The 16,507-nt window shown below is 70.4% G+C and carries 12 protein-coding genes and 2 pseudogenes; 4 read left to right on the top strand and 10 right to left on the bottom strand.

The genetic code is table 11. From position 1 onward, the window contains the following. Window positions 1-78: 78 nt before the first annotated feature. From OVA15_RS06965 to OVA15_RS06950, 4 genes are all read right to left on the bottom strand, one after another. Window positions 79-1,947: a phospho-sugar mutase gene (locus tag OVA15_RS06965; RefSeq protein ID WP_268143987.1), complete on the bottom strand. Its 1,869-nt coding sequence runs from the start codon at window positions 1,945-1,947 to the stop codon at window positions 79-81. Further along, window positions 1,944-2,780, bottom strand: a complete 837-nt coding sequence (locus OVA15_RS06960) for a purine-nucleoside phosphorylase (RefSeq protein ID WP_006214261.1) — start codon at window positions 2,778-2,780, stop codon at window positions 1,944-1,946. Before OVA15_RS06960 ends, OVA15_RS06965 begins: the two co-directional genes overlap by 4 nt. A gap of 262 nt (window positions 2,781-3,042) precedes the next feature. Beyond that, window positions 3,043-3,930, bottom strand: coding sequence for an ABC transporter permease (locus OVA15_RS06955; RefSeq protein ID WP_268143983.1), 888 nt, complete (start codon window positions 3,928-3,930; stop codon window positions 3,043-3,045). After that, the gene (locus OVA15_RS06950; RefSeq protein WP_268143981.1) at window positions 3,918-6,146 is read right to left on the bottom strand and encodes an ATP-binding cassette domain-containing protein; all 2,229 of its coding nucleotides are present in this window, start codon (window positions 6,144-6,146) and stop codon (window positions 3,918-3,920) included. Before OVA15_RS06950 ends, OVA15_RS06955 begins: the two co-directional genes overlap by 13 nt. Window positions 6,147-6,213: 67 nt before the next feature. On the opposite strand from OVA15_RS06950, the gene OVA15_RS06945 reads away from it, so the two are divergent. After that, window positions 6,214-7,752: an NAD(P)H-quinone dehydrogenase gene (locus tag OVA15_RS06945; RefSeq protein WP_081609472.1), complete on the top strand. Its 1,539-nt coding sequence runs from the start codon at window positions 6,214-6,216 to the stop codon at window positions 7,750-7,752. A gap of 70 nt (window positions 7,753-7,822) precedes the next feature. Here the strand turns inward: OVA15_RS06945 and OVA15_RS06940 are convergent, their stop codons facing one another. From OVA15_RS06940 to cmtR, 4 genes are all read right to left on the bottom strand, one after another. Next, a complete protein-coding gene (locus tag OVA15_RS06940; RefSeq protein ID WP_024290065.1) occupies window positions 7,823-9,223 on the bottom strand; it encodes an MFS transporter in 1,401 nt (466 codons plus the stop codon). 326 nt (window positions 9,224-9,549) lie between these two features. After that, window positions 9,550-9,786: a hypothetical protein gene (locus OVA15_RS06935; protein WP_155930983.1), complete on the bottom strand. Its 237-nt coding sequence runs from the start codon at window positions 9,784-9,786 to the stop codon at window positions 9,550-9,552. A gap of 83 nt (window positions 9,787-9,869) precedes the next feature. Continuing rightward, window positions 9,870-10,463, bottom strand: coding sequence for a cadmium resistance transporter (locus OVA15_RS06930; RefSeq protein WP_204782063.1), 594 nt, complete (start codon window positions 10,461-10,463; stop codon window positions 9,870-9,872). After that, window positions 10,460-10,819 carry a Cd(II)/Pb(II)-sensing metalloregulatory transcriptional regulator CmtR gene (cmtR, locus tag OVA15_RS06925; protein WP_006590980.1) on the bottom strand — a complete coding sequence of 120 codons (360 nt, stop codon included), beginning with the start codon at window positions 10,817-10,819 and terminating at the stop codon, window positions 10,460-10,462. The genes OVA15_RS06930 and cmtR overlap by 4 nt, the downstream gene beginning before the upstream one ends. A gap of 193 nt (window positions 10,820-11,012) precedes the next feature. Here cmtR and OVA15_RS06920 point away from each other — a divergent pair. From OVA15_RS06920 to OVA15_RS06910, 3 genes and pseudogenes are all read left to right on the top strand, one after another. Beyond that, window positions 11,013-11,601 (top strand): annotated as a pseudogene (locus OVA15_RS06920) (recombinase family protein). Next, window positions 11,486-12,787, top strand: a pseudogene (locus tag OVA15_RS06915) (Mu transposase C-terminal domain-containing protein); the annotation flags it as partial. The pseudogenes OVA15_RS06920 and OVA15_RS06915, both read left to right, overlap by 116 nt. Before the next feature lie 45 nt (window positions 12,788-12,832). After that, window positions 12,833-13,591, top strand: a complete 759-nt coding sequence (locus OVA15_RS06910; RefSeq protein WP_197017399.1) for an AAA family ATPase — start codon at window positions 12,833-12,835, stop codon at window positions 13,589-13,591. A 33-nt stretch (window positions 13,592-13,624) separates the two neighbouring features. On the opposite strand, the gene OVA15_RS06905 is transcribed toward OVA15_RS06910, so the two are convergent. Both OVA15_RS06905 and OVA15_RS06900 read right to left on the bottom strand, forming a co-directional pair. Then, window positions 13,625-13,813: a hypothetical protein gene (locus tag OVA15_RS06905; protein WP_053447721.1), complete on the bottom strand. Its 189-nt coding sequence runs from the start codon at window positions 13,811-13,813 to the stop codon at window positions 13,625-13,627. A gap of 609 nt (window positions 13,814-14,422) precedes the next feature. After that, window positions 14,423-16,225: an acetyl/propionyl/methylcrotonyl-CoA carboxylase subunit alpha gene (locus tag OVA15_RS06900; RefSeq protein ID WP_204782061.1), complete on the bottom strand. Its 1,803-nt coding sequence runs from the start codon at window positions 16,223-16,225 to the stop codon at window positions 14,423-14,425. Window positions 16,226-16,507 lie beyond the last annotated feature (282 nt).

Here is a 16,507-nt window from a genome sequence, read left to right as displayed (position 1 = left end):
GTGCCTCGATGCGGCTTCGCATCTTCCAAGGGCATCCGGGCACGCAGGCGCGGGAGGGTGACGTGCTGGGTCGAGCCGTCAGGCGGTGAAGAGGGCCCGCAGCTGCTCCGTGAGCGCTTCCAGACGATCCTGTGCGCGGCGTCGGGCGGCGGGAAGCTCGTCTCGGTGCTCGAGCTGCATGACCGTCTCGAGATAGCACTTGAGCTTGGGCTCCGTGCCCGAGGGCCGCACGATGACTCGGGTTCCGTCCTCGCTCAGCAGGCGCATGCCCTCGGTGGGCAGCAGGTCCGAGTCCGGCTCCGGGTGCGCCAGGTCCTCGACGGAAGCCACAGCGGAGCCCGCGAGCTCGCGGGGCGGGTCCTCGCGCAGCCTCGTCATCATCCGCGGGATCAGCTCCAGATCGGACACTCGGATCGACAGCTGCGACGTGGCGTGCAGGCCGTGGCGCAGGGCGAGGTCGTCGAGCTCATCGACCAGGGTGCGCCCCTGGGCGGCAGCCGCCCGGGCCAGCTCGGCGATCGCGACGGCGGCGGTGATCCCGTCCTTGTCGCGCACGATCTCCGGAGCGGTGCAGTAGCCCAGCGCTTCCTCGTAGCCGTAGACCAGCCCCGGCACGCGGGCGATCCACTTGAAGCCGGTCAGCGTCTCGCGGTGGGCGACCCCGGCGGACTCGGCCATGCGCCCGAGCAGGCGCGAGGAGACGATCGAGTTCGCCAGGACCGGCGCGGACGGCTGCGCCTCCGCCGTCTCGGAGGGTGATGCCGAGGCGGCCGGACCTGCCGCCTGCGCAGTGCCCGCGGCAGAGGCGGAGCCGGCCAACTCGCTCAGGCGGCGCAGGGCCGCCAGTCCGAGCAGGGCGCCGACCTCGTCCCCGCTCAGCGCGCGCCAACCGTCCTGGGAGCGGGGATCCGCCGGATCGGGGACGGCCGCCGCGCAGCGATCGGCGTCGGGGTCGTTGGCCAGCACCAGATCGGCGTCGAGCCTGCGGGCCAGAGCCAGCGCCAGCGACAGCGCCCCGGGCTCCTCGGGGTTCGGGAACGGCGCGGTGGGGAACTCGGGATCTGGCTCGCACTGCTCCGCCACGGGATGGACGTCATCGAAGCCGGCACGCTCCAGCGCGGCGAGGGCGGTGGGGCCGCCGACGCCGTGCATGGCGGTGAGCACGATCCGCGGGGAGTTGCTGCGCTCAGCCTCCGGATCGGCGACGGCCTCGAGGTACTGCCGGTCGATGTCCTCGGACAGGATCTGCCAGCCGGATTCGGCCAGCTCCAGCTCGCGCAGATCGCCCACGGCCTCGATCCGCTCGGCGATCTGGGCGTCGTGCGGCGGGACGATCTGGCAGCCGCGGGCGGTCGGCTCGACGCAGCGCCCGCCCAGGTAGACCTTGTAGCCGTTGTCCGTGGCCGGGTTGTGAGAGGCGGTGACCATGATCCCGGTCTCCGCGCCGCGATCGCGCACAGCCCAGGCGAGCAGGGGAGTGGGCAGCGGGCGTGGCATGAGCTCGACGCTCAGCCCGGCGGCGGTGAGCACCGCGGCGGTGTCGCGGGCGAAGACCGCCGAGCGGTGGCGGGCGTCGAAGCCGATCACGGCCTTCGGCGCCGGCTCGGCTCCGGCCACGGCCAGCACGTGGGCGGCCACACCGGCCGCCGCGCGCTGGACGACGGCGCGGTTCATCCCCATGGGTCCGGCGCCGATCGCGGCCCGCAGACCGGCCGTGCCGAACTGCAGGGTCCCGCTGAAGCGCTCGGCGAGCGTGGCCACGGCCTCCCGCGCCTGATCCTCCGGGGCCGACGGGTCCTGGGCCTGCTCAAGCAGCCCGCGCAGCTCGTCGCGGTCGCCCTGATCCGGATCCTGCTCGATCCACTCGCGCACGGCCAGCAGGAGCTTGGCGCCCTCGGCGGCGGCCTGGACCTCGGCGGTGCCGACGGGATTGTGCTCGGCGCTCATCGGATCTCACCCGCGATGCGCGCGAGCAGCTCGGCGATGCGCGGTCCGGCGGCCTGTCCTGCCTCCACGACCTCCTGGTGCGACAGCGGCGTCTGCTGGATGCCGGCGGCCAGATTGGTGACCAGGGACAGCCCCAGGACCTCCAGGCCGGCGTGGCGGGCGGCAATGGCCTCCAGCGCGGTGGACATGCCCACCAGGTCCGCTCCGAGCACCCCGGCCATCCGCACTTCGGCGGGGGTCTCGTAGTGCGGGCCGGGGAACTGCGCGTAGACGCCCTCCGGCAGCGAGGGATCCACGGTGCGGGCCAGATCGCGCAGGCGCGAGGAGTACAGATCGGTCAGGTCCTGGAAGGTGGCGCCCTCCAGCGGAGAGCGCCCGGTGAGATTCAGGTGATCCGAGATCAGCACCGGGGTGCCGGGAGCCCAGTCCGGGTTGAGGCCTCCGCAGCCGTTGGTGAGCACCATGGTGGAGGCTCCGGCAGCGGCTGCGGTGCGCACGCCGTGGACGACGGCGCGCACGCCGCGGCCCTCGTAGTAGTGGGTGCGGGCCCCGATGACCAGCGCGTGGCGGCCGTCGGCAAGGCGGATCGAGCGCAGCGTCCCCACGTGGCCCTCCAGCGCGGGCTTGGAGAAGCCGGGGATCTCCGGGGCGGGGATCTCCGCGACAGTCTCGCCGAGCAGATCGGCGGCTCCGCCCCAGCCGGAGCCCAGGGTGAGCGCGATCTCGTGGGTCTCGACCCCGGTGCGCTCGCGCAGGGCCTGGGCGGCGCGCTGGGCGAGCTCGAACGGGTCGGTCTGGGCGAAGGGATCGGCGGATGCGGGCTGCTGCGTCACGGTGCGGGCCTCCAGAGGCGGGATCGGTGCTCGTCCTGGCGTCGACCGGCCTGCGGCGCACCGCGTCCCGGTGCGTGCGCGGACCGGGCTGTCGACGCCCTCGTCGTCACTCATCCTGCCAGCGGCTTCGGACGCCGCAAAGCAGATCCGTGCCCGTCGCGACGACAGCTCGCAGCGACAGCGCGATGACCTCGCGGGGTCCTTCCGAGAAGCGCAGCGCCCGCCCCGCCGCGAGGCGGGACGGGCGCGACGGCCAGTGGTGTCAGCGCTTGCGCTGCTTGGTCCTGCGGATCAGGAAGACGGACAGCAGCAGGAAGGCGATCCCGAAGCCGGCGGTGATGCCCGTGGAGCCCCACCAGTTCAGCGTGCTGCGCTTCCACAGCGGGTCGAGCACGGCGCTGGAGTCATCGACCTCGGGGATCTGCGGAGCGGGCGGCTCGGGGGTCCCGGCATCGCGCGCCTTCTGGGCGGCCTCGTCGTGCTCCTCCTGCAGATCGGCGTTGGCCTCCTCCTGCGGCAGGGTCACCGCGGCCACGCGCACGATCTCGTTCAGATCGCCCGTCTGGCCCATGGCCGCGTACGCCCATCGGGTGGGCACGGCGCGCGAGATGCCGTCGGTGGCACCGTCCATTGCGAAGAGCCCGCCGCAGAAGATCAGCTGCACGACCACCAGCAGCGAGGCCACGTTCATGGCCACATCCGAGCGGGAGACCATGGCCGAGACCAGGAAGCCCAGCAGCCACGAGGTCATGGTCAGCAGGAACGTCACGATCCACAGCTCGAGCCACATGGGCCCCCAGGCACCCATGGGCTCATTCGGGATCAGCGCGAGCACGGCCAGCACCAGGATCAGCGACTGCACCAGTGACGTGGAGATCGTGACGAGCGTCTTGGCGCCCACGTAGGGCCACACGCCCAGGCCCGTGCGGGCCTCGCGCAGGAAGATCCGCTTCTCGTCCAGGAACGTGCGACAGGCGGGGAACAGGCCCAGGGCGACCGCCGCCAGCAGGATGACGATCAGCAGGATCTGCGGCTGGTTGACCTCGGAGTCCGTGGACTCCGGCATGGTCAGGCCGTGATCGCCGGGCACCACCAGCACGAGGAGGGCCAGCAGCGCAGGCGCCAGCACCGTGGTGATCAGCATCGACATGGCGTCCGTGCGCAGGAGCTGGATCTGGCGCCGCAGCAGCACCGAGAGCTGGAACAGGCCGCGTCGCGACGACGCATGCGGGGCGGCCGTGGGCGTCTGGGCGCGGACGCGCTCGCGGGGGGCGTCGTCGTCGTTCTCGTGCCGGAACGCGGCCGCAGCGCTTGCGGGTCGTCCTTGAGGCCCTTGTAGACCTCGCGCACCTGCGGGCCGAGGCCCTGGGAGCGCTCGAAGTACGGCATCATCCCGGCGGGCTCGCCGAAGTAGGCCACCGAGCCGCCCGGGGCCAGGACCAGGACTCGGTCGGCCAGGTCCAGGTTCGCGGTCGAGTGGGTGATCACCACGACGGTCGAGCCGTCCGCGCCGCCGACCTCGCCGTGGGCCATGCGCCGCAGCAGGTCCATGACCTCGAAGTCCATGTCCGGGTCCAGTCCGGAGGTCGGCTCGTCCAGGAACAGGTAGCGCGGGCCCGTGAGCAGCTCCATGGCGGTCGAGACGCGCTTGCGCTGGCCGCCGGAGAGCTGCGAGACGGGGGTGCGCGCGTGCTCGGTGAGGCCCAGGGCATCGAGCACCGAGGCGATGCGCGCCTTGCGGGACTTGCGATCGACGTCCTCGGGCAGGCGCAGCGCGGCTGTGGACTCGAGGACCTGCTGGGCGGTCAGCTCGCGGTGCAGCACGTCCTCCTGCGGGACCATGCCGATCTGCGAGGACAGCGCCGAGCCGAACTGGGCCATGTCCAGACCGTGGTATTCGATACGGCCCTGATCCGGGTTGACGTCGCCGAGCATGCAGTTCAGGAACGTGGACTTGCCGGCGCCCGACGGGCCGATCACGGCGATCAGCGACCGGTCCGGGATCTCCAGGGTGATGTCGTCGACCAGCGTCTTGCGCTGGCGCGGGTTCTTGCGGTCGGGGACCGTGTAGGTCAGGTCCTGCACCATGATCGAGGTGTTGCCCTCGGTGCGCACGACCTCCGCCAGGCCGATCTCGGTCTGGCGGAAGGGGACGCCGCCGATCACGGCCTGCGCGCCCGGCAGCAGCTCGACGGTCCCGGAGATCCGCTGGCCGTTGACCCACGTGCCGTTCGTGGAGCCGAGGTCGGTGAGCATCGAGCCGCGCTCGGTGCGCTGGACCTGGGCGTGGCGGCGCGAGACCAGCAGGCCGTCGATCAGCACGTCCGCCGACGGGTCGCGCCCGACCGTCAGCGTCCCGCCGATCTCACGGGCCCGGAACGCCGGCGACAGGCGCATGCCGGAGCGCAGCTGGGCGTCCTCCTCCGGGGCGCGCAGGATCTCTGCGGCCTCGGGGCGGTTGACCCACGAGCGCTGCTCGATCTGCACGGCCGGATCCGCGCCCGAGGCGTCCTCGGCATCAGGGCCCTGCTCCCGCTGCGGGGCCAGCTCCCGGTTCATCGACACCGCGAAGACCGTGGGCTCGGCCGAGGCCGCGGGGATCTCGGCGGAGTGGATGTCATCCAGTGACGGGCCGGACTGATCCCGGGCCGGGCGCTTCTGCTCAGTGCTGCGCTCGCTGTTCCGTCGGTCCTGGGCGGCCTGTTCGACGGGCAGGGCGAACACGGTCGGCTCGACCGAGGCCAGCTGGATGTCCTCGGAGTGCAGATCGACGGGACGCGCCTGGGCCGGATCGGCCGCCGGCGGCTGGGGCGCGGACGCCTGCTGCGACGGAGCCCGGTCCGTGGGGCCCTGCTGGTCCTGAGGTCGCTGCGCAGAGCCCTGCTGCCCGGTGGCCTGCTGCATGGAGCCCTGCTGGGCGTGCGCGGGCGTCGAACCCTGTCCCGGCTGCTGTCCCGGCCCCTGAGCGGCGCTCGCGGACCGTGCTCCGGGGGCCGTCATCGACGACGAGCCTGCGGCGGCCCCACCCGACGGGCCCGGCCCGGCAGCCGGTGCGCTCGGGTGCTGCGGCGTCATGGCGATCACGAAGCCGCGGCCGGTGTCCGGGGCCAGGGTGATCTGGGCGGGGGAGTCGAGCAGAGCGGCCATGTGGGCGTGGAGGCGGAAGCCGTTGAACGCGGTGCCGGTCTCCGAGCCGCGGTCCTCGATCGTCCAGGAGGCCCCGGACCACCGCAGGATCAGGTGGATGTCCTGAACGCCTGGGTGATCGATGCGGACATCGGCGAACTGGGAGGAGCCCACGGTCCACGGGCGCCGGGGGTCGAGCTGTCGGTTCTGACCTGCGAGGTCCAGGGACAGGGGGTGCATGAGGCCTTCCAGGTCGCGTCATCGACGGGCGCGCCGCACCCGTCTTCACGACCGCGAATATATCGGCATGCGCGCAGGTGCGGGAACTGTGACACCGCTCGGGCCTGTCGCCGGCGGTGAGGGCGCTCACGCGCGAACCCGGCGTCGCCGTCGTCTTTGGCACAATGACCTCGTGATCTCATCCCAGGACTCTCAGCGCAAGCCCACCAGACGACTCGTGATCATCGGCGGAGGCCCGGGAGGCTACGAGGCCGCTCTCCATGCGCGGACCCTGGGTGCGGACGTCACGATCATCGAGGACAAGGGCATGGGCGGCTCCGCCGTGCTCACCGATGTGGTCCCCTCCAAGACCCTCATCGCCTCGGCGGACACCATGAACCGCTTCACCGAGGCGCAGGACCTGGGCGTCCACGTGGCCGGGGCGACCAGCGACGACGACAGCCTGAACGGCCTGGAGGTCGACCTGGAGGTCGTCAACACCCGGCTGCTGCGCCTGGCCGTCACCCAGTCCCGCGACATCCGCCGCGGGCTGGAGCGCGACGGCGTGCACATCGTCGAGGGCCGCGGCTCGATGCTCGATGACCGCACCGTGCACGTGGTCGCCGCCGACGGCATGGAGTACGACCTCGAGGCCGACGCCGTGCTGATCGCCGTGGGCGCCCACCCGCGCGAGCTCGGCTCCGCCCGCCCGGACGGGGAGCGGATCTTCAACTGGACGCAGCTCTACTCGATGACTGACCTGCCCGAGCACCTGGTCGTGGTCGGCTCGGGCGTGACCGGCGCCGAGTTCGCCTCCGCCTACAACGGGCTGGGCGCCAAGGTCACCCTGGTCTCCTCGCGCGATCAGGTGCTGCCCGGCGAGGACGCCGACGCCGCCGAGGTCCTCGAGAACGTCTTCGAGCGCCGCGGGCTCAACGTCATGTCCCGCTCGCGCGCCGCCTCTGTGGAGCGCGTCGACGACGGCGTGGTGGTCACCCTGAACGACGGCCGCAAGATCTCCGCCTCGCACTGCCTCATGGCCGTGGGCGGGGTCCCCAACACGGAGGGGCTCGGGCTGGAGAACACCGGCGTGCACGTCTCGGAGTCCGGGCACATCGAGGTCGACGGCGTCTCGCGGACCACCGTGCCGTCGATCTACGCCGCCGGCGACTGCACCGGCAAGCTGCCGCTGGCCTCCGTGGCGGCCATGCAGGGGCGGATCGCGGTCTCACACTTCCTGGGCGATGCCGTGCGCCCGCTGCGGCTGTCCACCGTGGCCTCCAACATCTTCACCTCCCCGGAGATCGCCTCCGTGGGCATCACCGAGGGCGATGTCCGCTCCGGGCGCTACGCGGCAGACGTCCACAAGATTCCGCTGCCGAACAACCCGCGGGCCAAGATGATGGCCGTGGACGACGGCTTCGTGAAGGTCATCGCCCGCAAGGGCCCCGGCACGGTGCTCGGCGGCGTGGTCGTGGGTCCGCGCGCCTCGGAGCTGATCTTCGCGCTGTCCGTGGCCGTGTCCAAGGGGCTGACGGTCGATGACCTGGCGGAGACCTTCACCGTGTACCCGTCGCTGTCCGGCACGATCTCGGAGGCCGCCCGTCGCCTGCACCAGCGCCTGTGAGCACTTCGGCGAGCACGACGGGGGCCCTGGAGCTGACAGCTCCAGGGCCCCCGTCGTGCCGGCGGCGGATTCAGCGGGTCCCGACGGAGCGCATGTCCACGTCCTTGGTCTCCGGGGAGCACCACAGGGCGATGAACGTGATGACCGCGGCGAGCGAGAGGTACATACCCACCGCCGAGACGCCGAAGCGGGAGGTCAGCCACACCGCCACGAACGGGGTCAGCGCAGCGCCCAGGATCGAGGCCACGTTGTAGGCGATGCCCGAGCCCGTGTAGCGCACGTTCGTGGGGAACAGCTCCGGCAGCACCGCCGACATGGAGCCGAAGGTGAGACCCATCAGCGCCATGCCCAGCGCCAGGAAGCACAGCAGGCGGATGATGTTGATCTCCGTGCCGGTGCCGAGGTTCTCCGGGGCGATGAACCAGCCGAAGATCAGCCCGAAGCCCACGATGGCGGCCGTGATCACCAGCAGCGAGGAGCGGCGCCCGAAGCGGTCCGCCAGCCAGCCGGAGACCGGGACCATGCCGGCGAAGAGCAGGACCGCGATCAGCTGGATCACCAGGAACGAGCGGTAGGGGATGCCGAGCATGCCGGCGTCGGGGGAGCCGATGCCGTAGGAGAGGATCCACGCGGTCATCAGGTAGAAGAGCACGTAGGTGGCCAGCATGATGAAGGTGCCCTGGATCATCTGCAGCCAGGAGGTGCGGAAGACCTCGCCCAGCGGGGACTTCACATCCTGCTTGGCGTCCAGCGCCTGCTGGAAGACCGGGGTCTCCGCGATCGCGAAGCGCACGTACAGGCCGATGGCCACCATGACGATCGAGGCCAGGAACGGGATGCGCCAGCCCCAGGCCAGGAAGCCGTGGTCCAGGCCGTCGACCGCGCCGGAGGTGAAGCCCATGGCCATGGTCAGCAGCAGCATGAAGCCGTTGGCCAGGATGAATCCGAACGGCGCACCGAGCTGGGGCCACATGGCCGCGCGGCCGCGCTTGCCCTCCTCGGCGTACTCCGTGGCCAGCAGGGCAGCGCCCGACCACTCGCCGCCCAGGCCCAGGCCCTGGCAGAAGCGCAGGATCGTCAGCAGCAGCGGCGCCCAGATGCCGATCGCGTAGAACGTGGGCAGCAGGCCGATCAGGAACGTGGCGATGCCCATGGTCAGCAGCGCGCCGATCAGCGTGGCCTTGCGCCCCACGCGGTCGCCGAAGTGGCCGAAGAGCACCGAGCCGATGGGTCGCGCCACGAACGCGGCGCCGAAGGTCGCCATGGAGGCCAGCAGCTTGGCGGTGTCGTTCTCGCCCGTGAAGAACAGGACGGGGAAGACCGCCACGGCGGCGGTGGCGTAGATGTAGAAGTCGTAGAACTCGATGGTCGTGCCGATCAGCGAGGCCAGGACGACCTTGCTGCGGTTGACCGGGGGCGTGCTGTCGACGGCTGCGGCGGAAGGCGCGGCAGGCTCGGCGGAGGAGGACATGGCGGTGCTTTCCACGAGGTGATGGGAACGCCCGACAGGCTACTGAGCCGTGACCGTATCGTGATATTCGGTCTCACTATGTGGTCGTCTGCTGACCGCCACGCCCCCGCACGCCTGCACGCGGGCCGAGCCAACGCTTCTCCGCACCGCGCGCGCCCGAAATCCCGTTTCCGTGCAGCAGTCTGGTCGAGATCCCGCTTCCGTGCGCGGATTCGGCGATCTGCCGCATTTGCGCGGGATCTCGGCGGCGCGGATGCACGGAAACGGGATCTCGACCCCCGATGCAGGCGCAGGGCACAGGCTCGCGGGCTTGCGAGGAGGGCTGATCAGGCGAGGTGCGTGCGCAGCCAGTACAGCAAGGCGGCCGTGCGCTGCGGATCCTTGAGGTCGGCGGCGACCACCGTGCGGACGTCCCAGCCGGCATCGGCTAGGAGGTGCAGCCGGTGCTGCTCATCGCCGTAGGTCTTCCGGTCCTCGTCATGGACGCGGGCGTTGTTGTGGCTTCGTTCGCTTGGTGGCGGGGTTTTTGCAGCGCTCCGTGGCGGTCTTGTTGCCGCGATCACGCAGGACTGGCTGCAGGTAGGTGTCGCGGTCTGAACCGAGAGGGGTGCGCCCGGTCGGGGCCGTTCGGATCGCTGCCGCTACGTCAGAGTCCGAAGGCTCCGCCGCTGACGAGGATCACGATGCCGAGGCCGATGAGAACGATGGGGAAGAGGATGTGCTCCCAGCGTTCGAGCACTTCGGCGATCGGGGGGCGGGTGGCGACGAACTTTGCCAGGGCCACCAGGACCGCGACGAGCGCGAGGAAGACGATGCAGTAGGCGACTACTGCGAGAGGTTCCACGCTGAGGAAGACAGGGGTGTAGACGCCGATGTTGTCGCCGCCGTTGGCAAGGGTGACGCCTGCGACTGTCCACACGCCGACCTTCTTGCCGGCAACCTTGGCCTCGTCGTCATCGTCTCTGCGCCAGGTCTGCCATGCGGCCCAGAGGCCGAGGCCCAGAGGGATGAGACCGAAGTACGGGATGGCTGCCGAGGGCAGGAATGCTCCGGCACCGATGGTCACCAGGACCGCGGCACCGAGGATGCCGGCGAATCCGAGGTACTGGCCGGCCAGAATGCGGGCGGTAGTGCCGCGCTGGCCTGCCCCTCGCGCGAAGAAGAGGGAGAGCACGATGATGTCGTCGATGTTGGTCGCTGCGAACAGGCCCATCGCCTGCAAGACCGAGGTGAGGATCATGCGCCCTCCCCAGCTGCGTCGCATCCGGGAAGCGAGCAGGCGGGATCGATGCACGGGGCGTCTTCGTCCACTGCCAGGGTGGCATCGACCAGTGCCGTCAGCGCCTGCGCCAGGTGCGAATCGGCGATCTCATATCGTGTCCGACGACCCTCGGGCTCGGAGACGACGATCCCGCAATCGCGCAGGCATGCCAGGTGGTTGGACACGTTCGGGCGTGTCAGGTCCAGATCTCGGGCCAGTTCCGCCGGGTAAGCGGGATGGTCGAGCAGGGTCAAGATGATCCGGGATCGAGTGGGGTCGGCCAGTGCACGACCCAGGCGGTTCATCACGTCGAGACGCGAAGCAATAGTCAGCATGGACTGAACTATACAGCGCGCACTGAACACTCGGTCACAGGCGTCAGCCCAGATCGCATGCCCGTAAGGGGAACCCTCACCGGACACCACCGCTACTTATCGAGAGGAAAGACGGCACGCCTGGCGGGCTGTCCCGTAAGACCCGTCCGGTGAACTGTCCGGTGAAGGGAGGCTATATGACACACTGGGGAGCATGTCCCCCTTGAAGGTCGGCTATGCCCGAGTCTCCACCGACGAGCAGGACTTGACCGCGCAGCGTAACGGACTCGCGGAGTTCGGCGTCGATCCCAAGCGCATCTACGGCGATCACGGGCCGCAACGCCGACCGTGAGGGCCTGCGGCAGGCGCTGGCTGCCTGTCGGGACGGCGATACGTTCGTGGTCACCAAGCTCGATCGGCTGGCGCGTTCAGTCCGTGATGCCCACCAGATCGCCGACGACCTCGCGGCGCGGGAAGTGAAGCTGAGCATCGCCGGATCGGTGTACGACCCGACCGACCCGATGGGGAAACTGTTGTTCAACGTGCTGGCGATGGTCGCCGAGTTCGAAGCCGACCTCATCCGTGCCCGCACCCGCGAGGGGATGAAGGTCGCCAAGGCCAAGGGCCGGCTGCGCGGGAAGTCACCGAAACTCACCACCCGGCAAGAAGCTCACCTCGTCCAGCTACATGCTGCCGACGAGCACACCGTGGGCGAGCTGGCCGAGCTGTTCAGCGTGGGCCGCTCCACGGTCTACCGCGCCCTTCAGCGCGCCGAGCGCGGGCGCGAGAACGCCTTGCAGTAGGTGCGTCGTGGACGCTCGAGCGCGGTGGCGAATCCTCAGGCTCCACGTCGAGGACCAGGTGCCCCTCGCGCGCTTAGCTCGCGAGACCGATGTAGGGCTGCGGACCCTGGAGCGCTGGCACGCCCGCTACCGCGCCGACGGCTACGCCGGACTGGAGACGGCCTCACGGGCGGACGCCGGCTCCCGCCGCCTTCCGCCCGACCTCGTCGACCTGATCGAGGGCCTGGCACTGGGCAAGCCGCGGCCGGCCATCGCCACGATCCATCGCAAAGTCACGGGCATCTGCGCCGCCCGGAGGTGGCCGGTCCCCTCCTACTCGGTGGTGTGGGACATCGTGCGGACCCTGGATCCCGGCATGGTCACCCTCGCCCTGGAGGGCGCAGCGTCCTACCGCGACAAGCACGAGCTGGTGCTACGCCGGCAAGCAGAGCTGCCCAACGCGATGTGGCAATCCGATCACACCATGCTCGACATCCTGGTGGTGGGCACCGACGGCAAGCCCGCACGGCCATGGCTGACAACGATCATCGACGACTGCTCCCGGGCGGTCTGCGGCTACACAGTCTTCCTGGGCGCACCGTCGGCGATGAACACCGCCCTGGCGCTGCGCCAAGCGATCTGGCACAAGACCGACCCGGCCTGGCCGATGTGCGGCCTGCCCGACGTGCTCTACGTCGACCACGGCAGCGACTTCACCAGTGACCAGCTCGCCCACACCGCCGTCGACCTCCACATCCGACTGATCCACTCCACCGTCGCCCGACCCCAGGGACGGGGCAAGATCGAGCGGTTCTCCGGCACCATCAACACCGAGCTACTCGCCACCCTGCCCGGACACATCACCGAAGGGCACCCCTGGCCGACACCGAAACTGTCCCTGGCCGCCCTCGATAGCGCCCTGGAGGCGTTCGTGGCCACCTACAACGACCGCACGCACAGCGAGCTCGGAACCTCCCCGCGCAGCGCGTGGATCGCCGATGGCTGGCTGCCCCGAATGCCCGAGAGCCTGGAAGACCTCGACAGACTGCTGTTGACCGTCGCCAAGACCCGCGTCGTGCGCCGCGATGGCATCCGCTTCCAGGGCCTGCGCTACGTCTCGCCAACTCTGGCCGGCTACGTCGGACGCTCGGTCGTGATCCGCTACGACCCCCGCGACATCACCGAGATCCGCGTCTTCGATCACGACGAATTCGTCTGCAAGGCCGTCAACCAAGAGCACCACGACCAGGCCGTGCGCCGCGGGCACACCATCGGTTTGTGCTTCGGATCAGCCGGCGTAGGAAAGACACTCTCCGCGCGCCGCTACGCACACTACGAGAAGGCTCATGACCTGCTGACCTACTGGGGGCCGCGCTCCGACAACGACGCCAAGATCTACGCCGCCTTGAACCGGAGCCGCACCGTGCTCTACACCCCCAGCGTGCTGACCACCCCGCGGACCCTGAAGGACGAGCTGACCCAAGCCATCACCCGCACCAACATGTGCATCGAGCAGCACCTCGTACCTCCCGGCACGCCCACTGCCGAGGCCTGGGGATGGCGACACGGCAGGAACTACGTGGAGCTGATCATCGTCGACGAGGCCGAACGACTGCGTCCCGCCGCTCTGGAACTGCTGCGCGATCGCTATGACCGCGACGACATCGCCCTGATCCTGATCGGCATGCCCGGCCTGGAGAAGCAGTTCAGCCACTACCCCCAGTTCTACAGCCGAGTCGGCTTCGCCCACCAGTACCGGCCCCTGGGACAAGACGAACTGCTGTTCGTCCTCGAGCGACACTGGCGATCCCTCGGCAAGACCCTCGACCCCGACGACTTCACCGACGCCCAAGCCATCGCAGCCATCGCACGGATCACCCGCGGCAACTTCCGGCTCCTCGAACGCCTCTTCCCCCAGATCCAGCGGGTCCTGAAGATCAACGAACTCGACACCATCACCAACGACGTCATCGAAGCCGCACAGAGCAACCTGGTCATCGGTGTCACCTGACCCCGCCACGAAGCGACCGAAGAACCCCGCCATTCAGCAGACGAAGTCACAGGCGTTGTACTCGAGCGCCGTGCGCTGCTCGCGCCAGGCCAGGTCCAGCACGAACCGCGGCCCATCCCGCACGATGACCGGCAGGTTCATGGATGGCTCAGCGAATCCAGTGCGCACGACGAGCAGCCTCAGCAGCACCGAACGCAGCCCGAGGCTCTTGTGGAGGAGCATCGCCCCGCTGTGCTCGTGCTGCCGTTGCTCCACGCAGGACAGCTGCGGCCGGGATTCCAGCGCTCGGAAACGGGACTCCTCGCCCAGTGATCCGTGCGTCCAGGGCGCGGGTGAGGGGCTCAGTGGCCGCCCCACAGCTGCGCAGCACTCAGGTGGGAGACGAGAAGGCTGTCCGCGTAGTGCAGCTGCCGCAGCGCGGCTCGCTCCCAGACCCTCAGGATGGGCTGTGGTTCACCTTCGCCCACGGAGACGAGCTGGTCCGCGGCCGTCGTCGTCCGTGAACGCGCAGCGGGTGGCAGCCTGGCCCAGAGGCTGCGGGTGACTCGTTCGAAGCTCGGGTCGCCGGCGAGGCTGCGGGGGCTGCGGCTCCAGGCGGCGGCGGTGCGCAGCTCGGGGCGAGAGAAGCGAGCGCGGGCGCGATGATCATGCAGGCGCGGCAGGCTAGGGGCGGAACCGGGGCCGGGGCGCCCATCCACAGGGACGACTCAGCGCTGCACCTGCTCGGTCCTGATGCCGTCGACTCGGTCCCGAATCGGGGCCAGGGGCCGGATCGGCGCAGGGAAGCGTCGATCCGGCCCCTTCACGAGGCGGCCCAGGCGGGCCGGCGGCTCAGCGGATGGTGGCCAGGGTCGTGCCGGCGGAGACGGTGTCGCCGGGGGAGACGTCGAGCCCGGAGACCGTGCCGTCCTTGTGCGCCTTGAGCGGCTGCTCCATCTTCATGGCCTCGATGACCACGACCGTGTCGCCCTCGGACACCTTGGCGCCGTTCTTCACCGCGAGCTTGACCACGGTGCCCTGCATGGGCGAGGTCAGGTCGTCGCCGGAGGCCTTGGCGGCACCGCGGCCGCGCTCGCGCCGGTTCTTGGCCGCCGGTGCTGCGGCGGGCTTGCCGGAGCCCAGCACGGTGGCCGGCAGGACGACCTCCAGGCGCTTGCCGGAGACCTCCACGACGACCGTCTGGCGCTCCTCGGCCTCGCTGCCCGAGCCCGGGGCACCGGCGAACGGCTCGAGATCGTTGACGAACTCGGTCTCGATCCAGCGGGTGTGCACGGCGAACGGCTGCCCGTCGGCCGGGGCGAACGCCGGGTCCGAGACGATCGCGCGGTCGAACGGCACGACGGTGGCCATGCCCTCGATCTCCAGCTCGGCCAGCGCGCGGCGGGACCGGGCCAGCGCCTGGTCGCGGTCGGCGCCGGTGACGATGAGCTTGGCGATCATGGAGTCGAAGCTGCCGGAGACCGTCTCGCCCTCGACCACGCCGGAGTCCACGCGCACGCCGGGCCCGGACGGGAAGCGCAGCGTGGACAGCGTGCCCGGAGCCGGCATGAAGCCGCGTCCCGGGTCCTCGCCGTTGAGGCGGAACTCGATGGAGTGGCCGCGCACGACGGGGTCGTCGTAGCCCAGGGCCTCGCCGCGGGCGATCCGGAACTGCTCGCGGACCAGGTCGATCCCGGTGACCTCCTCGGAGACCGGGTGCTCGACCTGCAGGCGGGTGTTGACCTCCAGGAAGGAGATGACGCCGTCCTGGCCGACCAGGAACTCGCAGGTGCCCGCGCCCTGGTAGCCGGCCTCGCGCAGGATCGCCTTGGACGAGGAGTAGAGACGCTCGTTCTGCTCCTCCGTGAGGAAGGGCGCCGGCGCCTCCTCCACGAGCTTCTGGTTGCGCCGCTGCAGCGAGCAGTCGCGGGTGGAGACCACGACCACGTTGCCGTGGGTATCGGCCAGGCACTGGGTCTCGACGTGGCGCGGGGCGTCCAGGAAGCGCTCGACGAAGCACTCGCCGCGACCGAACGCGGCGACGGCCTCGCGCACCGCGGACTCGTAGAGCTCCGGGATCTCCTCGCGGGTGCGGGCGACCTTGATGCCGCGGCCGCCGCCGCCGAAGGCCGCCTTGATCGCCACGGGCAGCCCGTGCTCGTCGGCGAAGGCCACGACCTCCTCGGCGCTGTCGACCGGGTCGGTCGTGCCGGGCACGCGCGGGGCGTCGACGGCCTCGGCGATGCGGCGGGCGGCGACCTTGTCGCCCAGGGACGAGATCGCGTGCGGGGGCGGACCGATCCAGGTCAGCCCGGCATTGATCACGGCCGCGGCGAAGTCCGCGTTCTCGGACAGGAAGCCGTAGCCGGGGTGGACGGCATCGGCGCCGGAGCGCGCGGCGGCGTCGAGGATCTTGTCGATCACCAGGTAGGAGTCCGCGGCGGTGGTGCCGCCCAGGCCATAGGCCTCATCGGCCATGCGCACGTGCAGGGCGTCGCGATCGGGATCGGCGTACACGGCGACCGAGGTCAGCCCCTCGTCCTGGGCGGCACGGATCACGCGCACGGCGATCTCGCCGCGATTGGCGATCAGCACCTTGGTGACGGGTCTGCGCGCGGCGGAGGTGCCGGTCTCGGGGGCCTTCTGTGCGGTCACTGTGGTTGCTCTCCTGTAAAAGACGCGGCTCGCGCGCAGGTACGGCGTTCCCCTGGGCAGGGGGCGGATCAGACGCTCATTCGATCACATCTGCCCGCGGATCGAGATGTAGGGGATCGACAAAGCTGGCGGTGCCGAGGCTGGCTCCTTCAGCCCGTGCGGCATGCGCACATGAGATGGCCTCGAGTGTAGCCAGGGGCGGCTTCCGGGGCAGGACGTCTCCTGTGCGTGCGGGCTCTGACGTGGGCGGTCCGGTGGGAGTGCGGCACGCCGACGACGGGC

It is taken from the genome of Kocuria sp. SL71 (genome assembly GCF_026672465.1).
In the GTDB taxonomy this organism is placed as follows: Bacteria; Actinomycetota; Actinomycetes; order Actinomycetales; family Micrococcaceae; genus Kocuria; species Kocuria palustris.
The sequence above is the reverse complement of the archived record's forward strand: the minus strand, read 5'-3'. Positions and strand labels throughout refer to the sequence as shown.